17 protein-coding genes and 1 pseudogene are annotated in these 24,919 nt (G+C 46.9%); 8 read left to right on the forward strand and 10 right to left on the reverse strand.

What is annotated here, in order from left to right; translation table 11 throughout:
* Positions 1-14 precede the first annotated feature (14 nt).
* The gene (locus BBG47_RS29855) at positions 15-209 is read right to left on the reverse strand and encodes a hypothetical protein (RefSeq protein WP_065291329.1); all 195 of its coding nucleotides are present in this window, start codon (positions 207-209) and stop codon (positions 15-17) included.
* Between the two features lie 191 nt (positions 210-400).
* Here BBG47_RS29855 and BBG47_RS08190 point away from each other — a divergent pair, with 191 nt between their 5' ends.
* Together BBG47_RS08190 and BBG47_RS08195 are read left to right on the forward strand one after the other, a co-directional pair.
* Positions 401-970: a TetR/AcrR family transcriptional regulator gene (locus tag BBG47_RS08190; protein WP_065291330.1), complete on the forward strand. Its 570-nt coding sequence runs from the start codon at positions 401-403 to the stop codon at positions 968-970.
* Complete coding sequence (locus tag BBG47_RS08195; RefSeq protein ID WP_065291331.1) at positions 967-2,052, forward strand: serine hydrolase domain-containing protein; 1,086 nt, start codon at positions 967-969, stop codon at positions 2,050-2,052. The genes BBG47_RS08190 and BBG47_RS08195 overlap by 4 nt, the downstream gene beginning before the upstream one ends.
* A gap of 56 nt (positions 2,053-2,108) precedes the next feature.
* Here BBG47_RS08195 and htpG read toward each other — a convergent pair whose 3' ends face one another.
* Complete coding sequence (gene htpG, locus BBG47_RS08200) at positions 2,109-3,986, reverse strand: molecular chaperone HtpG (RefSeq protein ID WP_028531964.1); 1,878 nt, start codon at positions 3,984-3,986, stop codon at positions 2,109-2,111.
* Positions 3,987-4,394: 408 nt separating this feature from the next.
* Here htpG and BBG47_RS08205 point away from each other — a divergent pair, with 408 nt between their 5' ends.
* From BBG47_RS08205 to BBG47_RS08215, 3 genes are all read left to right on the forward strand, one after another.
* Entirely contained in the window at positions 4,395-5,846 is a 1,452-nt protein-coding gene (locus BBG47_RS08205) for an esterase-like activity of phytase family protein (protein ID WP_065291332.1), read from the forward strand.
* A gap of 183 nt (positions 5,847-6,029) precedes the next feature.
* The gene (locus BBG47_RS08210) at positions 6,030-8,378 is read left to right on the forward strand and encodes a S9 family peptidase (protein WP_065291333.1); all 2,349 of its coding nucleotides are present in this window, start codon (positions 6,030-6,032) and stop codon (positions 8,376-8,378) included.
* A gap of 189 nt (positions 8,379-8,567) precedes the next feature.
* On the forward strand, positions 8,568-10,898 hold the full coding sequence (locus BBG47_RS08215; RefSeq protein WP_065291334.1) for a S9 family peptidase: 2,331 nt from the start codon (positions 8,568-8,570) through the stop codon (positions 10,896-10,898).
* A 240-nt stretch (positions 10,899-11,138) separates the two neighbouring features.
* Here the strand turns inward: BBG47_RS08215 and BBG47_RS08220 are convergent, their stop codons facing one another.
* From BBG47_RS08220 to BBG47_RS08250, 7 genes are all read right to left on the reverse strand, one after another.
* Positions 11,139-12,089 carry a helix-turn-helix transcriptional regulator gene (locus BBG47_RS08220; protein ID WP_021255396.1) on the reverse strand — a complete coding sequence of 317 codons (951 nt, stop codon included), beginning with the start codon at positions 12,087-12,089 and terminating at the stop codon, positions 11,139-11,141.
* Between the two features lie 203 nt (positions 12,090-12,292).
* On the reverse strand, positions 12,293-13,699 hold the full coding sequence (locus BBG47_RS08225) for an erythromycin esterase family protein (protein ID WP_065291335.1): 1,407 nt from the start codon (positions 13,697-13,699) through the stop codon (positions 12,293-12,295).
* 108 nt (positions 13,700-13,807) lie between these two features.
* Positions 13,808-15,295 (reverse strand): ArnT family glycosyltransferase, encoded by a 1,488-nt coding sequence (locus BBG47_RS08230; RefSeq protein ID WP_254659785.1) that lies wholly within the window; start codon positions 15,293-15,295, stop codon positions 13,808-13,810.
* A 79-nt stretch (positions 15,296-15,374) separates the two neighbouring features.
* Positions 15,375-16,058, reverse strand: coding sequence for a hypothetical protein (locus BBG47_RS08235; protein ID WP_065291337.1), 684 nt, complete (start codon positions 16,056-16,058; stop codon positions 15,375-15,377).
* A gap of 129 nt (positions 16,059-16,187) precedes the next feature.
* A complete protein-coding gene (locus BBG47_RS08240) occupies positions 16,188-16,874 on the reverse strand; it encodes a TFIIB-type zinc ribbon-containing protein (RefSeq protein WP_065291338.1) in 687 nt (228 codons plus the stop codon).
* A 103-nt stretch (positions 16,875-16,977) separates the two neighbouring features.
* A complete protein-coding gene (locus tag BBG47_RS08245) occupies positions 16,978-17,724 on the reverse strand; it encodes a hypothetical protein (RefSeq protein WP_065291339.1) in 747 nt (248 codons plus the stop codon).
* Between the two features lie 12 nt (positions 17,725-17,736).
* On the reverse strand, positions 17,737-19,035 hold the full coding sequence (locus BBG47_RS08250; protein ID WP_065291340.1) for an SPFH domain-containing protein: 1,299 nt from the start codon (positions 19,033-19,035) through the stop codon (positions 17,737-17,739).
* Positions 19,036-19,794: 759 nt separating this feature from the next.
* Here BBG47_RS08250 and BBG47_RS08255 point away from each other — a divergent pair.
* Together BBG47_RS08255 and BBG47_RS08260 are read left to right on the forward strand one after the other, a co-directional pair.
* Positions 19,795-22,152: a glycosyl hydrolase family 18 protein gene (locus BBG47_RS08255; RefSeq protein WP_083189155.1), complete on the forward strand. Its 2,358-nt coding sequence runs from the start codon at positions 19,795-19,797 to the stop codon at positions 22,150-22,152.
* A gap of 357 nt (positions 22,153-22,509) precedes the next feature.
* Complete coding sequence (locus BBG47_RS08260; RefSeq protein ID WP_065291341.1) at positions 22,510-23,856, forward strand: erythromycin esterase family protein; 1,347 nt, start codon at positions 22,510-22,512, stop codon at positions 23,854-23,856.
* A 30-nt stretch (positions 23,857-23,886) separates the two neighbouring features.
* Here the strand turns inward: BBG47_RS08260 and BBG47_RS31390 are convergent.
* Positions 23,887-24,287 (reverse strand): annotated as a pseudogene (locus tag BBG47_RS31390) (IS30 family transposase); the annotation flags it as partial.
* A 207-nt stretch (positions 24,288-24,494) separates the two neighbouring features.
* On the opposite strand from BBG47_RS31390, the gene BBG47_RS31205 reads away from it, so the two are divergent.
* Positions 24,495-24,662, forward strand: a complete 168-nt coding sequence (locus tag BBG47_RS31205; RefSeq protein WP_368072438.1) for a hypothetical protein — start codon at positions 24,495-24,497, stop codon at positions 24,660-24,662.
* The last annotated feature ends 257 nt before the right edge of the window (positions 24,663-24,919 follow it).

Here is a 24,919-nt window from a genome sequence, read left to right on the forward strand (position 1 = left end):
CCTCCTCCTACCCATTAGTTTCTCTTGCCGTTCTCAGGCAACAGACTGATACCGAAGCAGTTCCCTTTCAAGTCCACTCTGGCTGCTATTGTAGGACTGCCTTTTTTCGTAAAGGAAAATTTATTTCCGTATTTCGACTCCTGCTTCGCCTCGTACCCGCTTAAACTTAGTTGGTTCCATCCAATCAACATTTCATTTTGGCAGGACAAAAAGCCGTTCACCACCTTCTCAACTAAGTAGGGTCGAACAGATGTATAAATAAATATATTTTCCACATTTTTCTTGATGAGGTATTGAAAATCTACCTGTCACATATATACTGATTATAGATAAATATCATTTGATATGTATCAGATGATATTTCATTGGATTTGGATGCCTACTAGGGAGGAAACCCGCTATGCCGCCTAAGACGAAGTTTTCGCGGGATACGATCATTGATGCCGCCTTCAACATTGCCATGCGAGAAGGAATCTACAGCATTACGATTCGCAAGGTCGCAGAACATCTGGGGAGCTCAATTGCGCCTATTTATGTCAACTTCACAGATGTTGCGGAGCTCATTCAAGTGGTCGTACAGCGTATTTTTACTTTCAGCGACGATTATCTCCTCAGTCAGGATACGGGCCAGCCATTTCATGATATTGGCGTTGCCACACTCCGCTTCGCAAGGGAATACCCGCTCCTGTTCCGCGACATGGTCATGAGACCGAACCCCTATTTGCAGCATGAGCCCAGCGAGATGAACAGCCTAATCGACAGAATGAAGACCGATCCGGAGCTTGCCGATTTCACAGACGAAGAGCTGATGCCTATTCTGCTTAAGATGAGAATATTTACGCTAGGTCTGTCCGTTATGACGGCTAATGGCCTGCTGCCGGAAGGCTTCAATGACATTGAGGTCATGGACAGCACGTCCGCCGATATTATCGCTGCCGCCCGCATGCGGCAGGAAGGGGAGCAATTATGAATCGTCAGGAAGCGATGAGTCGAATCGAGCGGCAGTTTAGAAGCGTTATTCAGCGCAATCACAAGCTTCACAATGCCTATTTCCTCGTACATTGCGAGCCGCTAGGCATTCATCTGAACATGGCGGAAGGCATGACGCAAGGCAAGCCAGCCCTTCCGCAGCAGCGCTATTATATTGCCAGCATTAGCAAGCTGTTCACCTCGGTACTTACGGCAATGCTCGCAGAAGAGGGCAAGCTCACCTACGAAGATCCCATCCATCATTACCTTCCCTCTGAGCTGATGCACAAGCTGCATGTTTACAAGGGCACCGATTACTCTAATCGAATTCAAATCAAGCATCTACTCAGCCATACGTCCGGATTGAACGATTACTTCGAGGATCGCCCCAAGCAAGGCCCGCGGATGCTCGATCTGTTCACCTCGGAACCTTCGCGCCAATGGACGCCGCAGGAGGTCATTGAATGGTCCAAGAAGCATCTAAAATCCCATTTCCCACCCGATCAGGGAATCCATTACTCGGATACCGGATACCACTTACTAGGCTTACTCATTGAAAACATCACATCCAATCCACTCCATGAAGCATTTCGCCGTTACTTATTCGAACCGCTGCAGCTCCATCATACGCATATGGCGTTTTATTCTACACCGGCAGTAGAAGACCCTTATCCCATGGCCGACTTATATGCCGGCCAGACTGCAATCACCCATTACAAAAGCATCAGCATGGAATACGCAGGCGGCGCCTTAATATCGACCTCTGAGAACTTGCTGACATTCATGAAGGCTCTTACGAGCGGCAAGTTGATATCCAACGAAAGCCTCCAGCGCATGCAAGTATGGACGAAGTTCAGGCCGGGCGTGGATTATGGGTACGGCATTGTCCGCTTTCGAACCGTTCCAATCTTATTCCCGGCAAGATATAATGCGTGGGGCGCATGGGGCTATTCCGGAACCGTTATGTTCTATCATCCCGCCCTCGATGCCTATCTGATCGGCAGCTTGAATCAACTGCGATCCACCGCTAAGGCAGTTCGCATTATGTTCAAGGCCATTGACGTTCTCCTGAAGTGCAGATAGCCAAACGCAAAAACCCGCTGCCAGCGCTTGGGCCGACAGCGGGTTATCTTCTATCATTACACCATAATCTTGCACATATCGTTCGTGAACTCCACTGGATCCTGCAGCGGCAAGCCTTCAATCAAGAGCGCTTGGCTGTACAGCAGGTTCGTATACAGGCTCAGCTTCTCTTCATCAGATGCATGAGCGTTCTTCAAGGATTGGAACACCTCGTGGTTCACGTTGATTTCGAGCACCTTATCGGCTTTCACCGCTTGGTTGTTCGGCATCGCATTCAACACTTTTTCCATCTCGATGGATACTTCGCCTTCTGCAGACAAGCATACTGGATGGGACTTCAAGCGCTTCGAGGCTTTAACGCTCTTCACCTTATCCTTCAAGATGTCCTTCATCGCCTCGAACAGTTCCTTGTTCTCGTCTTGTTCGTCAGCAGACTTGTCATCGCCATCGGACTCGATGCCGAGATCGCCGCTCGATACGTTCTTGAATTCCTTCTCCTTGTACTTCATGAGCATCTTGATCGCGAACTCATCAATGTCGTCTGTGAAGTACAGAATCTCATAGCCCTTATCCAACACAAGCTCAGTTTGCGGCAGCTTCTCGATGCGTTCGATCGATTCGCCAACTGCGTAGTAAATGTATTTCTGATCTTCTGGCATTCTTTCTACGTACTCATCCAGTGATACCAACTTCTTCTCCTTGGAGGAGTAGAACATGATCAGGTCTTGCAGCACATCCTTGTTCATGCCATAGTCGCTGTACACACCATACTTCAACTGTCTGCCGAACGATTGGAAGAACTGCTCGTACTTCTCTCTTTCGTCCTTCATCAAGGATTGCAGCTGGCTCTTAATCTTGTTCTTGATATTCTTCGCGATCAAGCTCAACTGGCGGTCATGCTGCAGCATTTCGCGTGAGATGTTCAAGGACAGATCCTCGGAATCGACCATCCCTTTCACGAAGCTGAAGTAGTCTGGGAGCAGTTCTGCGCATTTGTTCATGATCAACACGCCGTTCGAGTACAGCTCAAGCCCCTTCTCATATTCCTTCGTATAATAGTCGAATGGCGTATTCTCTGGAATGTACAAGATCGCATTATATACAACAGCGCCGTCAGCGCTGATATGAATATGCTTCAGCGGCTTGTCGAAGCCATAACGCTTCTCACTGTAGAAGTTCTCATAGTCTTCTGTCGTCAGCTCATTCTTATTTTTGCGCCAGATCGGAACCATGCTGTTCACTGTTTCTTCTTCTTGATACGCTTCGAATTCCTTATCGTCGTCTTCCTTCGGACGATGCTTCGTCACATCCATCTTGATCGGGTAACGGATGAAGTCCGAATATTTCTTCACGATCGACTTCAGACGGTATTCATCCAAATACTCGTCATATTGATCGTCTTCCGTGTTCGGCTTGATCTTCAATGTGATAACCGTACCCGGCACATCCTTCTCGCTAGGCTCAATCGTGTACCCGTCTACACCCTTCGATTCCCATTTGAACGCTTCATCACTGCCGAACGCCTTACTAATTACCGTCACGACATCAGCAACCATAAATGCAGAATAGAAGCCTACACCAAATTGGCCGATAATGTTATGGCCATCCTTCGCTTCATTCTCCGTCTTGAAGGCAAGGGAGCCGCTCTTCGCGATAACGCCGAGGTTGTTCTCCAGTTCTTCCTTCGTCATCCCGATCCCTGTATCGGCTATTGTCAACGTACGGTTCTCTTTATCAACCGATACTTTAATAAAGTAATCTTCTTTATTGAACACCACATTATCATCAGACAAGGCTTTATAGTACATTTTGTCGATCGCGTCGCTCGCATTGGAGATGAGCTCTCTAAGGAAGATTTCCCGCTGCGTGTAGATCGAGTTGATCATCATTTCCAACAAACGCTTGGATTCTGCTTTGAATTGCTTCTTAGCCATGAATAAAAATCCCCTCTCATATCTTTTCATGTCATTACTTACACGTAGTCATTATCATTATAGTATAAGCAATGGATTAGCACTCCACTACACAGAGTGCTAACAATATAGTAATAGTGTACCTAGTCTATTTTTTACTGTCAACTATATCTCGTTCAAAAATGGGATTTTCTGATATATATTTTTGTTTTTATATCGAGCAGATAATGATGCTAGAAGCAGACAACCTATCCTAGACTTTACCTCCCGATGTCCGTTTCTATTTGTATGCCTCACTTTGTTTACAAACTCTCAAGTTTTCCATTACATCTCCTTAACCTTTCCAATACATAACCTTAACAAGCGCTTGCTATAATCCAGGTGAACAGACAAGAACGCACACTTATGCCTTATGGAGGGACATAACAAATGAAAAAGAAAGCTATGATCGCGCTAGCAACCGCATTGACATTGACTGCTGGAACAGGAATTACTTCGGCACAAGCTGCCGATAGCGTACCTGCATCCCACGTTACGTACACGAACAACGGGCAAACGGTTACACCTGCTTCGCCGGCTGTAGAAATCGACTCTCGCTTATACATGCCTCTCCGCGCACTTAGTGAAGTAACAGGCAAATATGTAGATTGGGATGAATTCAGAGGCAGTGTTGCGTTGACGGACAAGCCTGAGTTGACTGGCAAGTACAAGCTCAATGCAGCGGATCTAGCTGAAGGAATTAAGATGGGTATTGGTTCATCCTTGACTCATGTGCCTGGCGATCCTGACAATGTGTTCTACTCCACTGCTGACCGTGGCCCGAACGGCCAAGTTGAGGTTGGCGGTAAAACTCGCCGGACGTTCCCGTTAGCAAGCTATACGCCTAGCTTATACAAGATTCAAATCGATAAAGATGAAATTAAAATATTGGAGCAAATTCCGCTCAAGGTAAATGGCAAAAATCCAACGACGGGAAATGCTCATATTACCGGACTTCCGAATAGTAAAGGTCGTGATGAAGCCCCATTCGATGCCAAAGGGGAAAAAGGCCTAGCCTACGATCCATACGGACTCGATATCGAGGGTCTTGCCTATAACGCGAAGGATGACACGTTCTGGATCTCGGATGAATACGGCCCTTCCATCGTTCATGTGAAGCGCGACGGTACGATTATTGAGCGAATTGTTCCAAAAGGATGGGCTGCACAAGTCTCTACACCGCTTGTACCAGCTAGAGAAGTGCTTCCATCCGTATACAATAAGCTTCGCCAAAATCGCGGTGCTGAAGGCGTCGGTATTACGCCAGACGGCAAGTACATGTTCATGTCTATGCAAAGCCCGCTGCGCAATCCAGACAAGTCTACAGACAACTCGCGTCAACTGCGCATCATCAAGTTCGATCTTGCGACATTGCAGCCAGTGGCTGAATATGTATATGTGACAGAGGATGCCAAGCCATTCACCGGTCTAGATCAAGCAGACATTGTCATCTCGGACGTGGTAGCCATCAACGAGAATACGCTGCTGATTGACGAACGTGACAAAAATGCAGGCGATAAAGCTCAATTGAAGCGCATTTATGCGGTCGATCTCACGACAGCTACGAATATTCTTGGCAAGTATGACGACGAGAAGTCTGGCAGGACACTGGAGCAAATGTCTCTTGCTGATCTGAAATCCAACAGCATTCTGCCGCTTGCGAAGCGTACTGTATTGGATGCTGTTGAATTCAAATATCCGTATGAGAAAATTGAAGGTGTATCCCTCGTAGACGGCAATAAACTCGTAATCGTCAATGATAACGACTTCGGTGTGGACAGCAGCTCGTCCGACAACGGCACTGAACTGTGGACATTCAAGCTTCCTTACTCCATCCAATAACTTCACACCTACTTGCAGCACCCCGGAACGGACGTCAGCAGTCAGCGTCTATCCGGGGTGTTCGCGTATATTTCACACGATTCCATATAACCTACCTAATACATACAATTGATCCAAATACTAAATAAAAAGCTTCATCATATACATATATGGGTCTGTACATATAAGGAGGTTATTCAATTCATGAGAAAGAAAGTCATATCCGCCACACTTGCTGCTGTGCTCACTGCATCGCTTCCGCTGACTGTCATGGCGCAGCAGAAGTCTACTTCTACTGCCGCCTCATCATGGTATACAGAAGGGATTCAGGCGCTCATCTCCAGAGGGATTCTTCCCGAGCAGACAAAGCCAACATCCACAATCCCGGTAAAGGACTTCATTCGCTATGCCGCACTATCGCTCACCTACCAGCATGGGATCGATCCGCTAAAGGCAGCTGCGAATGAAGGCTGGGTCGAAGCTGAGGAATTCTCCTCTCTCGACGCACCAATTACGCGCGGAGAGCTTGCCCGAATCCTCGTTCGCGCCTATGAACTTGGCACAGAGGAACGCAGCGAGAAGACATTAATGGAATATACGCTGCGTGCTAAATCTCTTGGCTTACTTACTGGCTATCCAGACGGCAGCCTTCATGAAAATAAAGACGCGACTATCGGGGAAGCCGCCTCTGCACTTCGCAACCTGCGCAAGCGCCGTCTAGCTCAAATCGACAACAAGGGTGTACCGCTCATTTCCGTTGAGGATTTCATGCGCAACCCTGGCAATTTCTCGTATCAGTTGTCTGCGGACGGCAACTACATTTCTTATGCGGCTCCTTGGGAGAGCCGGACGAATATATTCGTGAAGAAGATGGATGGCTCGAGCGAGCCTGCACGCATCACTAGCTCCAAGGATCGCGATATTGCGGGGTTCTTCTGGAAGGGCGATCACATCCTGTACTTGAAGGACAAGGGCGGAGATGAAAACTACCACTTATATTCGGCAGCATTCAACGGCAATGCGGAGAAGGATCTCACTCCATTCGATAAGGTGCGCGTCGGGGTAGTCAGTACATTGTCCAGTGTGAAGGATGAAATTCTCATTACGATGAACAAGGATAACGCGAGAGCATTCGATGTATATAAGCTGAACGTGAAGACAGGGGCTACCAAGCTTGTAGCGAAAAACCCTGGCAATATCCAATCTTGGCTTGCCGATCACAATGGCGCCATTCGCATGGCTGTTGCTACGGATGGCATTGAAGGATCTGTGCTCTATCGTGATACAGAGGACGATAAATTTAAACCTTTCATTACAACAAATACAGGAGAAACCGTCTACCCGCTTGGCTTCACGAAGGACAACAAGAACATTTATGCGATATCGAACAAGGGCCGCGATAAAACTGCGCTGCTCAAATACGACCTGCAGGGCAAGGAGCAGCTACTCTACTCCCATCCTGAGGTCGACTTGGATCGTGCAGTATACGATGACAAACAAGATAAACTGCTCATGGCTACCTATATCACAGACAAGAAGCATAATTATTACTTCGATGCGGACTTCGAAGCTCTGAACAAAAAGCTGCAACAAAAATTACAGGCAACGGAAAGCGAAATCCAAATCAATGATTACAACGACGCAAGAACGAAATTCATCGTCAGTCTGTCGAATGACAAGGTACAGGGCAAATACTACTACTATGATTCAACAACGGATAAGCTGACGCTCCTTGCTGCCTTAAGCGACTGGCTTACAACGGATCAACTTGCCGATATGCATCCAATCTCCTATAAGAGCAGAGATGGCTTAACGATCTACGGCTATTTGACACTGCCCAAAAATAAGCAACCCGAACAGCTCCCGCTTATCGTGAATCCTCACGGCGGGCCTTGGGCTCGCGATGAGTGGGGCTTCAATCCCGAGGTTCAGCTGCTCGCTAATCGCGGATATGCTGTGCTGCAGGTTAACTTCCGATCCTCAACAGGTTATGGCAAAGCATTCATCGATGCTGGCGACAAGCAGTGGGGACGCGATATTCAAAATGACATTACGGACGGCGTGAAATGGGCAATCAAGCAAGGCATTGCAGATCCAAGCCGCATCGGCATTTACGGCGCATCATTCGGAGGATACGCAACGCTTGCTGGCATAACATTCACGCCGGATCTGTATGCAGCAGCCGTCGATTATGTAGGCGTGTCCAACATCTTCACCCTGCTGAATACGCTGCCGCCATATTGGGAAGCGAACCGCAATATGTTCTATGCGCGCATCGGCCATCCAGAAAAGGATAAGGAGCTGCTTAAGGAAGTATCCCCTGTGTTCCATGCAGATAAGATCATTACACCGCTCTTCGTCGCACAAGGGGCCAATGATCCGCGCGTAAATAAAGCTGAATCCGATCAAATAGTTGAAGCACTCAAGAAGAGAGGCATTAATGTAGAGTATATGGTGAAGGACAACGAGGGCCATGGCTTCCACAACGAGGAGAATCGAATTGAATTCTACAATGCCATGATGAAGTTCTTGGATACCCATTTAACAAAATAGCTTCCAATCCATAACAGGGCTCTTTCCCATGAGAAAGGGCCCTTTTTCTGTATGAATGGCGATGTATACATACAATAAATTCACCTAACTGTTATATTTTACATGAATCCTGCAATACCAATTTTTACGTATATACTTGGGAAAGTTCAAATTATGAACATATACAAGTATACAAAGGGGTTCTTTTCAATGAAAAAGAAATGGATTGCTGCATCACTCGCGGCCGTGCTTGCCGCATCGCTGCCGACGTCCGTCATGGCGCAGAAGCCGGCCGAAGCTGCCACTTGGTACAAGAATGGGATTCAGGCGCTTACGTCCAAAGGAATTTTGGATGAACATGCAAAACTGACGTCTACGGTTTCCGTTGACGAATTCGTCCGCCTTGCTGTATTGGCACTCACGTACCAACACGGAATTGAGCCGATGAAGACTGCTAAGAATGCAGGCTTGGTAGATGACGGGGATTTCACCTCTCTTGATGCGCCGATTAAGCGCGGAGAGATTGCTCGTATCCTCGTTCGTGCGCTTGGCAAGGAGCAAGACGAGAAGAGCTTGACCGATTATGCGGAACGCGCTAAGACGCTGGGCTTGCTCAAGGGATTCCCAGATGGGAAACTGCATGAGAATAACGCAGCAACTCTGCGCGAGGCTGCATCCGCACTTGAGAACGTTGTGAAGCTGAGCCGTTCCGGCATCGACAATAAGGGCGTGCCGCAAATTTCCGTCGAGGATTTCATGCGCAACCCTGGAAGCTTCTCCTATCAGCTGTCTCCGGATGGCAATAATATTTCCTATGCAGCAGCGTGGGAAAATCGCTCGAATGTCTTCGTACAGAAGATGGACGGTTCCAGCGAGCCGGTGCGCGTAACGAGCTCCAAGGATCGCGATATTTCCGGCTTCTTCTGGAAAGGCGATCATATCCTCTACTTGAAGGACAAGGGCGGGGACGAGAACTTCCACCTGTACTCCGCAGCGTTCAAAGGCAATGAAGAGAAGGATTTAACGCCATTCGATAAGGTTCGAGTCGGCGTAGTCAGTGCATTGTCCGGCGTTAAGGATGAGATTCTCGTCTCCATGAACAAGGAAGACGCCAAGGCATTTGACGTGTACAAGCTGAACATAAGGACTGGCGAAACGAAGCTTGTCGCGAAAAATCCAGGCGACATTCAAGAATGGATTGCCGACCATGACGGCAAAATTCGCCTTGCCGTTGCTTCAGACGGCATCGAGGGCGTCGTATTGTACCGGGCGACAGAGGAAGACGAATTCAAGCCATTCATTACGACATCAGGCGGCGACAATGTTAGCCCGCTCGGCTTCTCCAAGGACAATAAGACAATCTATGCTGTATCGAATAAAGGACGCGACAAGTCCGCGCTCGTCAAGTACGACCTTCAGGGCAATGAGCAGCTGATCTACTCCCATCCGGACGTCGATCTGGCAGGAGCGGTGTATGACCATAAGCAGGATAAACTGCTCATGACTGCTTATATAACGGATAAAGTACATGTGAAATATTTTGATGAATCATTCGAGGCTTTGCACAAAAAACTTCAGCACAAGCTGCAGGCAACCGAAAGCGAAATCGGCATCAACGACTACAATGAAGACAAGACCAAGCTCATCGTCAGCCTATCCACTGACAAAGTGCAGGGCAAGTATTATTACTATGATTCCACAACGGATCAATTGACGCTGCTCGCCAACCTGAGTGACTGGCTCAATCCAGAACAGATGGCGGACATGCACCCGATCTCCTTTAAGAGCAGAGACGGCATGACGATTCATGGCTACTTAACGCTGCCGAAGAATAAGACGCCAGAGAATCTCCCTCTGATCGTCAATCCGCATGGCGGCCCATGGACCCGCGACATGTGGGGCTTCAATACGGAGGCTCAGCTGCTGGCTAATCGCGGCTATGCCGTGCTGCAGGTTAATTTCCGCTCCTCTACGGGTTACGGAAAAGCATTCATCGACGCCGGAAACAAGCAGTGGGGTCGCAACATTCAAAATGACATCACGGATGGCGTACAATGGGCAATCAAGCAAGGCATCGCCGATCCGAAGCGCGTCGGCATTTACGGTGCATCCTTCGGCGGATATGCGACACTAGCCGGCATTACGTTTACGCCGGACATGTATGCAGCAGCCGTCGATTATGTCGGGGTATCCAACATCTTCACCCTGCTTAATACATTGCCGCCTTATTGGGAAGCGAACCGCAACATGTTCTATGAGCGCATCGGCCATCCGGAGAAGGACAAAGACATGCTGAAGGCCGTATCTCCTGTATTCCATGCGGACAAAATCACAACGCCGCTCTTCGTCGCACAGGGCGCCAATGATCCGCGCGTGAACAAGGCCGAGTCCGATCAAATCGTCGAGGCCCTCAAGAAGAGAGGCGTAGATGTCGAATATATGGTGAAAGACAACGAGGGCCACGGCTTCAACAATGAAGAGAACCGCATCGAATTTTACAATGCCATGGTGAAGTTTTTGGATACACACCTGAAACATTGATTAGATTCGTCTGGCCATATTCGCCCACAACGTAAAAAAGATCGGGTTTCAGCAGTCAGATGTCTCTGATGCGCTGGATCCGATCTTTTTTTATTTTCGCTATCAATATCTCTGCATACGATGCGGCAATAACTGCTCATTACTCACTTGGAGCTATTTCTCTCCTTACATGCTGGTCCCTCATCTACGGAAGGCAAGAGGTTACAGTTTGAGCCTGCCATAGACATCTCCTGAGTTCATCTAGCTATGCTGCCACACGGACAAGGCGTTCTTTTTGAAATGACTTGGCGTAACCCCCGTCTTGCGCTTAAAAACTCGGGAAAAGTACGGAACATCATTAAAGCCCACTTGGAAGCATATATCCGTTACCGACATATCAGTATCAAGCAGCATCGCGGCCGCCTTGTGAATCCGAATATCGACCAAGTAATCATTATATGTCTTACCGGTAAACCGTTTAAATAAATCACAGAAGTATGTCTTCGAAATATTAAACTTGCGGCAGATCATCTCTAGGCGCAGCTCTTCATTATAATGCTCATGAATGTAATGAATCGCGGCCGTCATCAATTCCTTGAATTTGCCCAATCGTTCATCCACGTCATCGGAATTGCGCTGTCGATCCATCTCTCGCACAAGCATCGTCATCAGCTTCAGCAGATCCGCCTTAAGTACCAGTTCGTAATAACGATTAGCCTGCTGATATTCGTCCAGCATATCATTCAGAATCTTCGATACCTCAAGATCAGTCGCTCCCGACAATGCCACCTTCGGGGTCACATGTTCCTCATCCAGCATGAACTGTTCCAGATAGGAGTAGTCGAACCTCCCTCTGCTTCCATTATGCGGTTGATACTGCTCGTCAATAAAATGCGGGAGAAACTCAAGTCCAATAATGTCAATTCCTTGACCGGCCACTAATGTAACCCGATGAACGGCGTATGGTGGGATTACAAAAATATTGCCCTTCACCATCCGATACGTGTGATTATTGATCGTATGCATGAACTCGCCTTTCACGACATACCAGATTTGAAAATAGTCATGCGTATGATCACGTATGCTGCCACCCGCATGGTTCCAACGATATATTTTAAAAGGCAGCGGTGTTCCGATCTCGCTCTCAGCGCGATAAAATTGGACATCCTGTGGCATGGGCTTCTGCTGCAACTCTCGACGCTCGAGCATCATCGGTTTCCCCTCCTCTTCCACTCTGATCCCGTTCCCAATCCAATCTGGGTTAGCCTGGAAACCATTCTCTTCTATCATATCATGATTGACCAAACAGGCGATACCGAATGTGCAATTGATAAGGCGAAATTAGCAGGCGGGAATCCTCCTCCAGCATACACAAAAAAGAGCTGCATCCCGTATGCAGCCCTATTTAACCTATATTATTGTGCAATCCGCCGTGACGGATGGATCGTGTCCACGAACAATAGACCATCATACTGATCCCGAACGACCATCGTCTCCTCAAGTACGCCCCACGCTTTAGCAATACGGGGAGTGAACATCCATGATGTACCGGGTTCAAGCTTGGCCTGTGTGAGATCCAAGAACTGATTAGGGTGGCCTCCTGCTCTAAGCAGCGCTTCTATGCTTCCTTCATTATGCGGCAGCGTGATGCGCTCGGTATCCTTGCTATTCTTGCTGGAGCTTCCTTGATAGGCATACAATCCGATCACATAATTGTCCTTCCGCAGCGAGAATGGCAGCATCTCCCCCATTGTTGGATAAGGGTGATTGTCGAAGCCGAAGCCATTATGCTCGGTTACCATCGTCGAATTATGCTTTCGAACATGGTAATTATGCCCCCATACGATGATCTTCTTATCGGGATACAGGCGCTCGGCAAGCCATGCCGTATTGCTCGCCATTTGTTCATCCCGAATATAGCTGGCTTCCTTCATCTGTCGCTCTGGCTCAATCCCTGCGAATAGCTTCACCATTCGTTCACAGTACGTCTCCAGCATATCGATGCGATTCTGCAGCACACGCTCCATAATGGGAACGAGCTCTGGATGCTCAGGGTGAACAGCCTGCAGCTTCGTCTTGTTCTCCTTCACGAACGTCTGGAATACTTGATACTTCGCAATCAGCAGCGATTGCTCCCGCTTGAATTGCTCCATATCCTTGTAGGCATGCACCTTCAAATACCATCGTTCCGTTTGCGCGAACGATACCGCTTTGCTCTTGTCGACTTGGGCGAACCATTTCTCCACAAATGCAATGAACGGTTCCGTAGTACCCTGTACATCAATCCCTGTCAAAATAAGCGGCCGTGCCGTCTTGCTCTGCTGCGCGATATACTCGAATAATGGCAAGTTCTCCTCCACCTGCCATACGCCAAAGATCGAACTCTTCATCATGTCTATAGGCGTACGCTTGCCTATCTCCGCAAACGCGGCTGATGTCTCGCCCAGATTCGATTCAAACGCGAGTACATCGTACCCGAGCTGTTCGTGCAAAAACTGAACCAGCCGAACCTTCGCTGAATTATATTCCGATGCGCCATGTGACGCTTCTCCTAAACTGACCATTCGCTTATGCTGCAATAACGGCTTCAGAAACTGAAGATCCTGAAATCGTTCCTTCGTTTCCTGTTCCTTTCCATGGCTCTCATCATGAATGGCAACCGGCTTCGCATGCTCCTTGACCCACTGCTTCCATGCATGGCTGCTTGCCATGTCCGCCTCACCAGAGTCAATGCTGCTTGCTGCTGCGCTGTTGGCGATTGAGGTGCAGGCAATCATGCAGACTGCCGCCCCCATAATGAGTGCTCTCTTCCATCCTATCATTGTTTCACCTTCTGATTATGTCTTTGTTGTCTTACATAAACAGCATAAATCGAGAAGGTTAAGGTCAAGGATGGCTCACGTTTAAGTTTGGTTTAAAAAAAAGCAAGGTCACGCTTCCTCGGCGACTTCTTGTCGTGCATCCTTCACGCGCAGTCGCAGCAGTCGGCGGAATGGGATGCGCTCCTTCCACTGGGACATGACGACAACGAGCGCATAAGCGCCATACCCTTCAATGATAATCATCGATGGCATAATGAAGTATCGGTACCGCTGCTGCACTTCAATGAACAGATGCACACCCATATAGCCGAGAATTAATAGAATGAGGAACAGATATTTATGTTCGGTATCCCTGCGCAGAATAAGAAGATCGACGGCTAAGAACAGCAGTAAGATAATGACAAAGTAACTGACATACGAATACGTATGAATCAAACCGAATAGACTGCTCACGCTGTTCGTATTCAGGCTCCAAAATAACGCATCAACCTCGCCCCACATAAGCCGAATTTTACTTAGGAAGAGATTCGACAGCTCTCCAACATTGGACAGGCGCTCCCACACCATTTCCTTCTCAATACGCGTTCGCTCTTCTCCTAACGGATATTGCGACACTGTTTTAAAGTCCTCTTCCGAATAGGCCCCCTCTGTCTCACGATTGAAGCCCAATACAAATTTCCACATCGGATCATGGTTCTCTAATGTCGTATTCGAGATTCCCGTTCCTACCGCAATGAAGCTAACCAGGTAGAAGACAGCAAAATAGGTCGTCATGAAAATAACAAGGAAGCCGATCACTTTTTTGATGGACTCCTTCTTCAGTACGATTAAATAAATCACCGCATAAAACAGGATACTTAATAGGATCACAATGCCCAATGGACGTATGAGATTGCCAAGTGACAGCAGCACCGCTATTACCATGCTTACTTTCCATTTGGGCGTTCGTTTTTGGAGCAAAAAGTAAAAACCGAGATAGAACAGAAACGTCGCCAAATGCTGATTCGTCAATACCGAGCTCATTACAATGCTGGGAATGAAGAAGCAGTAAGTGATGCCAGCGAACTTCGCCGCAAATTCATGAAATAGATTCCGTCCAATTTTATATACCAGCACCGTAATGCCTGCGCACCAGAGTGCATTTATGATTTTCAAGGGCAGCAAACTTGTGCCGAATATCTTAATCATCAGCGCCTGATACATCGTGAAGCCTAATTGATAGGTCCATGCCTGGAAATAATCGCTGTACTTATACGAGAAATCCCCTACCGACATTTTCACTGCGGCATCGTACATGATTTGAAAATCAGACATCGGCTTCGTATCAACGACAAGCACCCACATAAACCGGATACAGAAGGCTAAGCATGCGATAAAAAGGATAAATGCCCGTTCCTCTTGCAAATGCCGATATGCTAAATAGGCCAAAATAAATACAAAAGCCGTATAACCTGCCATAATGAATGGGACTTGAATAAGCATATCTGGGCTGTACCCCATGAAGACGCCACACATGTAAAAAAGAATGATGCACAGAAATGAAAGCAAAATAAAAAGCAGCGGTGTCTTGCATATCCGCGCTTTGCGTAACGACATCTCCAAGGATATCCCACCTATTTATAAAATGAACCCATTCATTGTACCATCATTTCTGAATCATAGTAGCTCCATAATATTACACTGCATCGTATGCCATCATGGAGCCACAATACTCACATGCTGCTACAGAATCAGGCTGCACCTTTATCTGGGCACCACAACCCGTGCAGTCGACTACTTTTGGGAGCATCGGCTTGTTGGCAGCAGCTGAGGCCGCACGTTCGTAAGGTTTAAAGTTATCGTCCCATTCAGCGAGATCGGTCATCTCATTCCCCAATTGTACCCGATACTGTTCTACCATAGCTTTTTCATCTGCACTGCGATCTATCTTCGTGCTTGCCCACACGAGAAGAGCACCCGGAACACCCAGTAATAATACAAAAACAAACAGCATCTCTACTTCTTCCTGCATATCCGACCAGATCATCATATTTCCCAGCAACACAAGCTCTACGAATAACATCATCATCCAGCCCAAGCCTCGCATGAAATTGCTGGCCCTCCATAGCTTTTTGCCAGGGAGTAAAATGCCCCGCTGACGAAGCTGCAGCTCTATTTCGGCTTTTGTCCTTCGCTGCTTGCCCTTGCGGAACAGACAAATTCCTGGAATGCCGAATACGAATACAGAATACAACAATTTCCCGAACCAATCCTCGATCTCGTGAAGCTGTGACAAGTTAAGAAAGAACGAGAGGATAAAGCTGATTTGGAAAAATAAAAAGATTCCGCCTACTACCTTGAAAAAAGAGCCTTTCTTCATTATATGTCTCCCATTCCTCCTGAATTCTACTAAAATCATCTATAGCTCTGTTGAGCTTATTTCGGTCAACAACCCCGGGTTTCTCTGATTTCTGCACAGCAAGAATTATCGCCCAGCAATTTGCTGTGCTTACTCATACGGAACCGCAGATCCGCAATAGTCGCAAGAAGCAGTAGATCGAGGAGGTACCTCGGTCTGAGCGCCGCATCCCGGACAGCTGACCATCTTCGGAAGCAATGGCGCACTGGCAGCCACCTCTGCAGCAGCACGACTATGTAACGGTTCGTCATCCCCATCCTCATTCTCTTCTTCATCGTCTTCGTTATCTTCGTCTGAGGGGTTCATGTTCTCTGTTTGCTGCTGCATGTACAACGCATCTGCCTTCGCATCGATTCGAGAAGCCCGCCAGAGCATGAAGATACCGAGGATGAAGAAGAATAGCCCTACGCCATAGATTGTCGTTAATTGAGACTTAGGCACAGGCCACTCCGCCAATACACTGAGAAACTTCCACTCGATGCCGAACAATATGATATAACCGATGAATCGAAGCAAGTCGCTCACTCTTAACGAATCGCGCGCCGGAATCAGATTCTGCTCCCGCATCATCTTCCGTGTTTCCTTGCGTTTCTTCAAATACTTGCCACCGATGAACGACATGAGCCCTGGAATCCCGAATACAAATACAGAGAATCCTAGCTTCCCTACCGGATCATCAGCAGGAGTAACACGGGATAAGCTTACGAAAAAGCCAAAAATAAAAGCAACTTGCAAAAAGAGCAGCACTCTTCCTATTGTGCGTAATAAACCACCCATGGAGTTCAGTTCACCTTTCTATCTATTTAAATATTTAACTATTGAGCATATATTCATGTTTTATATATCGTTGTCTACCCCTGGAATCTATTCATCGCCACTGCTATTTTAAACTTGCCAACTGCTCATTGCGCAGCTTCATTCCGTTAGACAACTGCCGGATCATGTCTCGCAGTTCATCAGCGCTGTATACCGTATTACGATCATGCACCATAGATCGTACACCTTCCTCCAGACGAGCGGCCTGATCCATGATCTGTCCTTCCTCCAGCACCATAGCCGGTACTGATAGCGGATCGCTATATTTCACCTGCTCCTCCAGCTTGCCCATCTGTTCCAGCAGCACATCACGCTCTGCATGCTCCCAGCCTTCCAATTCCAGTCGTGCTCCATGCAAGACAAGCTGAAGTCGCTTCTTAAATTGCATTCGATTACTCTCATCCTTCTGCAAGCGGCCAACAGATAATCGCGTGAGGCCAATGAGGAGCGCCAAAATGAACGCTAATGCAAAGGTGATGATGTGAATCCACATGTACAGCTTCTCGGATACATCCAGGACGAGCCAAAACAGCACAATATGTACAAGAACTGCAATATTGTAAATGAAGGCGATGGCTCCCATTGATAAATTCATAGGAACCTCATCTTTGTGCTTGGACAGATGGACGAGCATACTCATGCAGAATAGATAACTGATCACCCCTGCCATCATGAGCGAGCCGAAGGACAGCCACCATGAGAAGCCACGAGATGCCTCCTCGCTCAGGCCAAAGAATAATCCAACCGTTACAGCTCCTAGAATGAGAAATATCGCTGATGTAATCCACTTGAACCGTGATGCCCACTTCATGATATTCTCCCCCTATACCAGCTTATTGCCGCATTCCACGCAGAATTTTTGCCCCGGTTTAACCTCGCTGTTGCACCCGCTGCAAGTAAGCGTCGTCACCTCGCCGCAGTGCGGGCAGAACTTGGACTTGCTAGACACCGACTCACCGCAATGACGGCATGGAACAGGCATCGCTTGTCCGCATTCGATACAAGCTCCTTGATCCAGTGGATTATCAGCCCCACATTCTGGGCATGTATAATCCGGATCCCCGCAGTGTGGACAGAACTTGTTCGTACGCGGCATCTGCTCGCCACATGCCTGACATTTCACCTCAACCGGCTTCTCCGTGTCGCCACTTACAGCCAGCGATGTACCACAACCTGTGCAGAAAGAGGCATCTCGCTGATTGCCACGATTGCACTTCGGACATACCTTGTCATGCGCATCAACTCGAAGCTCGCCTGCCATCTGCGTCATGACGCCGCCTACGGCACCGCCAACCCCATATCCCATGCCAAGCCCAATACCTGCACCCATCAGATCTGACTTGACTCCACTATCATTCTTAGCGACTTCTCCAAGCGTATCGAATGTACGCTCTTGCTGATAGGTGAATCCGATAATATTCATTTCAGCCCGCTTCGCCAGTGCTTCCCGCAGTCGTATCGTAGCCGGATCATCCTCCGGCGTATTGACAGAGTCTACATAGAAATTAAGCAAACGAATGCCATACTCCTCGAACACCGGTGCAACCAGCTCTTGAATATGCTTGGAAATATCCGATATGTAGGCATTGATCTCTAATATACTAATCTTGCGATGCACGAAGTAGGAAGAAATCAGCTGGTGAATATTCATCATGAGCACGCCGCGGAAATGTTCGGTCAGCGTATCTTGATTGAATACAGGCAGTGTGCCTACAAGCTTGCCCAAGAACTTGCGCGCATCTTCGATCTGAATGCCGAACTGCCCGAAGGAACGCACCTTCACGAACAACTGATACTTAGGATCCTGCAACTGAAGCGGTGTACGCGTACCCCATTTTACATTCAGAGAATGAACCTTATTGACATACCATACTTCCGCAGTGAACGGAGAGTCCCCTCCGAACGGCAAGTTAACAATATGATTCAATATCGGAATATTCGCCGTGCTAAGCGTATGCCTGCCCGCTGTGAAGCTATCGAGCGCTTGCCCGCCCTTGAACAAAATCGCTTCCTGAGACTCATTTACGATAAGCTGCGACCACGTTGCCAGCTCATGATTGGGAAACTTCCATGCAAATACATCAGGTGAACCATCATATTTAATTACATCAATAATCGCCATATTCTGCAGTACCTCCGACAATAATAGTATGGAGCCATACACATCGAAAGGGATCGTTTCTACTTCCCTATATCAACTGTTTGTATTAATATGAAGATATACACTACATTCACTACTTTACTACTACGAGGAAGCTTGCAAAACGTATCCATAATTAAGTCCGCATGCCTAATCTTTCTTCTATCTGCTCCCATTTCTATTATATAAGGCAGCTGCTTCTTACACCATCCTCATAATGGAAATCAAAAAAATAGGCCTTCCCTAGCCCGTGCTTCATTCGGCATCATAACGTTCATACTCGCTTTGCCTCGTGCATATATTTATTTTCGTGTTAAAACGTTTATCTGGAAAATCTATAAATGTGATCTCCCTCGATTTGGCACAGTATTTATGACTACCAAATTTCAAGCAACACGTCAAACGATGACTGCAAATTGTTAAAGCGATTCGCTTTATTCCGCCTCTTCCTCCGCTTTATAACACATGGATTCTTAGGATGAATAACGCCTTCATCTCACTTCACTAACTTCATCACATACAAGACTATGCCGTTTCTATTGTTTGTCTTAGATACCGCCTTAATTTGAGCTTCACAATCCCGCCCTGGCTTGTAATTTCGCATTCTGATCCACCTAGCATCCATCTATCGTTCTAAGAAATTTGAATGCGATTACATAGATTTGTTAGTGAAAGGAGATGTTTGCTGTATTCCTCAGGTCTGGCGAACCTAACCCAATATGAAACGGAGTGTGATTAAGAATGAGAAAGGTCAAAAAAGTTAGTGCGATCTTGTTTTTTGTCTTCATCTTGGTATTCACAGCTGTACCATTGACTGCCTTCGCCGCTTCACCATGGGCACCGAATACAGCCTATAAAACAGGAGACCTCGTCACCTATGGAACCGATACCTACCAATGTGTACAAGGACATACCTCTCTTGTCGGATGGGAACCGCCAAACGTTCCTGCACTGTGGAGCAAACAATTAGCTCCTACCGACACAGAGCCGCCGACTGCTCCAACAAATGTTGTAGCCAGCAATATCACAACCGTATCCATCACCCTTGGGTGGACGGCATCTACCGACAATGTCGGTGTTACAGGCTATGACGTCTATAACGGAACGACACTTGTAGGCTCGACTGCGACAACTTCCTTCACCGCTTCAGGCTTAACGCCAAATACCACCTATACCTTCACCGTTAAAGCTAAAGACGCAGCCGGCAACATTTCCCCCGCCAGTTCGCCTATAAACGCAACGACATTGGCAATTGTTCCGGATACCCAACCTCCGACAGTACCTGCTAATGTAACCGCCTCCAACGTGACCAGCAACTCGGTTACATTGAACTGGACGGCTTCAACGGATAATGTTGGGGTCACAGGTTATGATGTGTACAACGGCTCCATACTCGCCGGTTCTTCGACAACTACTTCCTATACCGTTACAGGCTTGAATGCCAGCACTGCCTATACGTTCACGGTCACTGCGAAAGATGCCGCCGGCAACGTATCCGCTGCCAGCTCACCTGTCAATGTCACGACAAGCGCTGTTATTATAGACACGGAGCCACCAACAGCGCCTGCCAACTTAACAGCATCTACCGTAACGACGAACTCCGTATCCTTAAGCTGGATCGCTTCGACAGACAACATCGGCGTCACCGGATACGATATTTATAATGGCACGTCGCTGACAGGTTCTTCGACAACTACTTCCTACACTGTTACAGGCTTAACTGCCAACACTGCTTACACCTTTACTGTGAAAGCAAAAGATGCTGCGGGCAATGTGTCCGCCGCCAGTAATGCGCTCACCGTTACAACTCGTTCCCAACCATCAAGCCAATATGAGATTATCGGCTACTTCCCAAGCTGGGCTGCTTACGATACGCCGTCCTTCACGCCTGCCAATGTTGACGCAACAAAAGTAACGGTCATCAACTATGCATTCCTTGATATTTGCTGGAACGGCAAACATGGCAATCCTTCGAAGAGCCCCGATAATCCAAATCCAAACACATGGACCTGCCAAAACGGCAATGGCACTCCAAATAATGCACCGAACGGTTCCATCGTAATTGGAGATTCATTTACAGACGGTACAGCTGATGGCGGATACAACCAATTGGTTACGATCAGACAGCTGAAGAACACCAACCCGAATCTGAAATTATTCGCCTCCGTCGGCGGATGGACGTGGTCCAACCAATTCTCCAACACCGCGAATGACCCTGTCACAAGAGGCAACTTCGCCACTTCCGCCGTCAATTTCCTGCGTCAATATCAATTCGATGGCATCGACATCGACTGGGAATATCCGAACAGCATTGGCGTACCTTGCGCATCGGGTCAGACTTGCCAACGTACAGCCGACAAAGCCAACTACATCTTGCTGCTGCAGACCCTTCGCCAAGCTCTTGATAAAGCCGGACAACAAGACGGCAAGCGCTACTACATTACGATCGCTTCCAGCGCGAACTCCAGCTTCCTTGCCGATGCAGGCGGCACCAACAACTGGCTATCCAACGCTGCACAGTACTTGGACTGGATCAACATTATGACCTACGACTACTATGGCCCATGGGATGCGACAAGCGGCATCGGATCGCCATTGTATAACGACCCCGCCAACACAAACGGCAGCAGCCAATTCAATATCAATTCCACCGTAACCAACTATTTGAATAAAGGCATTCCTGCCAATAAAATAACCGTAGGCGAACCATTCTATGGCTATGGCTGGAAAGGATGCAACGCAGGTCCAAATAACAACGGATTGTACCAAAGCTGCAGCGGTGAAGCCACTGGCGGTTCCAGCGGCTCGACGTATGACTTCGCCCACATGCAGAACACCGGCCTGCTGTCCGCTGATTCCACAGGCAAATACACGGTTGCTGGCCAAGGCTATACCCGCTACTGGAACAATGTGACGCAGACCCCATTCCTCTACAATCCGTCTACGAAAGTCTTTATTTCGTATGATGACGAGCAATCCATTCATTTGAAAAATGAATTCATCAAAACCAAAGGATTACGCGGCGCAATGTTCTGGGAACTGAACGCAGACAGAAACCGCACCCTGCAATCCGTTGTATCCAACGACTTGCCGCATTAATACGATTAAGCAGATAATTTAGCGATAAGGATAGGATAAGCAGCACACGCAATAAAAAAGGGCTTTCCCAAAAGTAGAATCTTCTACTTTCTGAGGAAAGCTCTCTTTATGTATTCCTCGTGAGATGGATATGCCTGAACTGCTGCTGCACAAACGTAGGAGCCGATTTCTTTACAGCAGATTTAAGAGGTTGAATAGATATTCCTTCAACTATAAGGATTGCAGCTGCTTTGTTTTTTGTATATACATAAGCATCTTAAGGTTTACTTAAGAACCTAGTAAGAAAAAAGAGACTTTTAGGAACTAGAATATATTTATCTTAACAAACCAACTTATAAAATATTTCAGGAGGATTTTATGAAAAAGAAGATGGGCATCGCAATTGCTGCCTCTATTATCACTCTAACTAGTTTTACAGGAAGTACTTATGCAACTTCGAAAGCAGAAGTTTCTGTTACAGGTTCCTACAACACAAATCAAATGGCTCAACAGATAAAATGGTTAGAAGAGCATGCAATGCCATTAAAGACAACGGATCCAACAGCACCTATTCATGATTTGAGTCCGCTTAAGGATATGATCGGATCAGCTACAATTGTTGGTTTAGGCGAAGCGACCCATGGGGCTCATGAAGTTTTTACCATGAAGCATCGCATTGTTAATTATTTGACAGCTGAAATGGGCTTTAAGGCCTTAGTGTTAGAAGAGGGATGGGACAGAGCATTGGGACTCGATCGCTATGTTCTTACGGGTAAAGGGGACCCAAGCCAATATCTAAGTCCTGTATTTAACACTAAAGAAATCATAGATCTGCTTCAATGGATACGCCAATATAATGCTGATCCAAAGCATAAATCAAAAATACGGATCATCGGGATGGATATACAAGCAGTAAACGAGAATGTTTATAACAATATCATAGAGTATGTAAAGAAACATAATCCCAAACTTGTAACTCGTTTCGAAAAAAAGATGGAAGGCCTTATTCCTGTAACAAAGGATATAGATACCTTTGGCGGCCTTAAGAAAGAAAATAAAGAGCAATATATTTCAGATGCGAAACAAATCAGTACTTTATTAGAACAAAATAAAAGTAAACTGAATGGAAAATCCCAAGAGTTCGCATGGATCAAACAAAATGCTCGTATTATCGAGCAATTTACAACAATGGCAGCTTCATATCCTGATGACCCGAAAGACTTTTATTTGAAACATGATATTGCCATGTATGAAAATGCGAAGTGGACAGAAGAACATGTAGGAAAAACAATCGTGTGGGCCCATAATGGACATGTTTCGAAAACAAATATGATCCCTTTCGTATACCCTAAAGTAGCGGGGCAGCATTTAGCAGAACATTATGGAAAACGGTATGTATCCATTGGAACATCTGTCTATGAGGGACGTTACAATGTTTATAACAGTAACCATGAATATGGGCCCTTTGGAACATTAAAATTTGATGACCCGAATAGCTATAACTATACGTTTGGACAAGTCAATTACGACCAGTTTTTTGTTGATTTACGTAAGGCAAACGGAGTGACAAAAACTTGGCTAAACGAGCAACATACCATTTTTGCCGGAGTAACAACGGTAGGTCCAGATTTCCCAACGACTGTTGATGTACCATTAGGTAAAACATTTGATATCCTTGTTCAAATTCAGAAAGTGAGTCCATCTCAACTGATCAGGAAACGGTGAATTCCTGGGATTTATTTATTTGACGGATTGTCAAGCTAAGTACGACAGTTCATTCATGAACGCTTCGTGAGCAGACATCCAGCCTAGACATCTACGTGGACGATTATTAATGAGAGAGATAGCCTCGTTGCCAAGAGAATACGGATCTACAAAATAAACTTTAGATTTATGAGAGTTCTCAAGGTTGGCATAGCTAGCAAACTCTTTCCCGCGATCTACGGTAGCGGTTGGAAAGGCGGCTTAAGGATACTGGCTAGCAACAACACCAAAGGCAACCTCCATCGATAGGCGTTACGATCGGGCATACTCATGGCTAAGTAGTGCCGAGTCTTACGCTCAATAAAAGTGCCTACACAAGCTTTGCTTTCACCACGGCTAGAGACAACGGTATCCAGCTCCCAGTGGCCGAAGGTTGCACGCTTGCGAACCTGAACCAGCTTCTCGGTCAGCTCTCATTTGCAAGTTAAGGCTTATCGTTGCCGACAGAAGCACTAGATGCTGCGGCAACGATAAGCGTGTTGAGCCGACCGGGCTTCGTATACTGCTCTGAGGCTTCCGCGTTCGATTTCTCGTGCGATGAGGGAATGGCCGCAATAGTAGCTAGTTTGCGAATGATACGAAACTGGAGGCACGAAATTATGAACAACCATCGATGCCGATGGACAAATGCCGCTGTAGAAGGACGAAATAATCGGATGAATGCTTCCCAACGGAAACGCTATTTCACTCGAAATAAAGCTGTATGTTCGGGGACTTATTGTAGAGTGCAATCAAGCTCGCTACTATCTATAACCAGAGCAAGCTAGTTATTCAAGCATTAATTGTTGTATAGAGCTTAAAAAGCTATCTGATCTACTGTTAACAATACATAGAAGTGTCTGACTCCGACTATGCACCTCATCGCTTCGGAGTACAAAGAGCAACAATGAATGATATCAATAACCATATGGGTAAGAACGGAATATAATATATGGCTGCGGCGATTAAGCTCCCAGGGTTATCAGCTGTAATAATGGCAAAGAAACCGAAATAAGCAATTTGCCCACCTATCATCACATACGCA

The sequence above is a fragment of the Paenibacillus sp. KS1 genome, from assembly GCF_001680695.1.
In the GTDB taxonomy this organism is placed as follows: Bacteria; Bacillota; Bacilli; order Paenibacillales; family Paenibacillaceae; genus Paenibacillus_B; species Paenibacillus_B suaedae.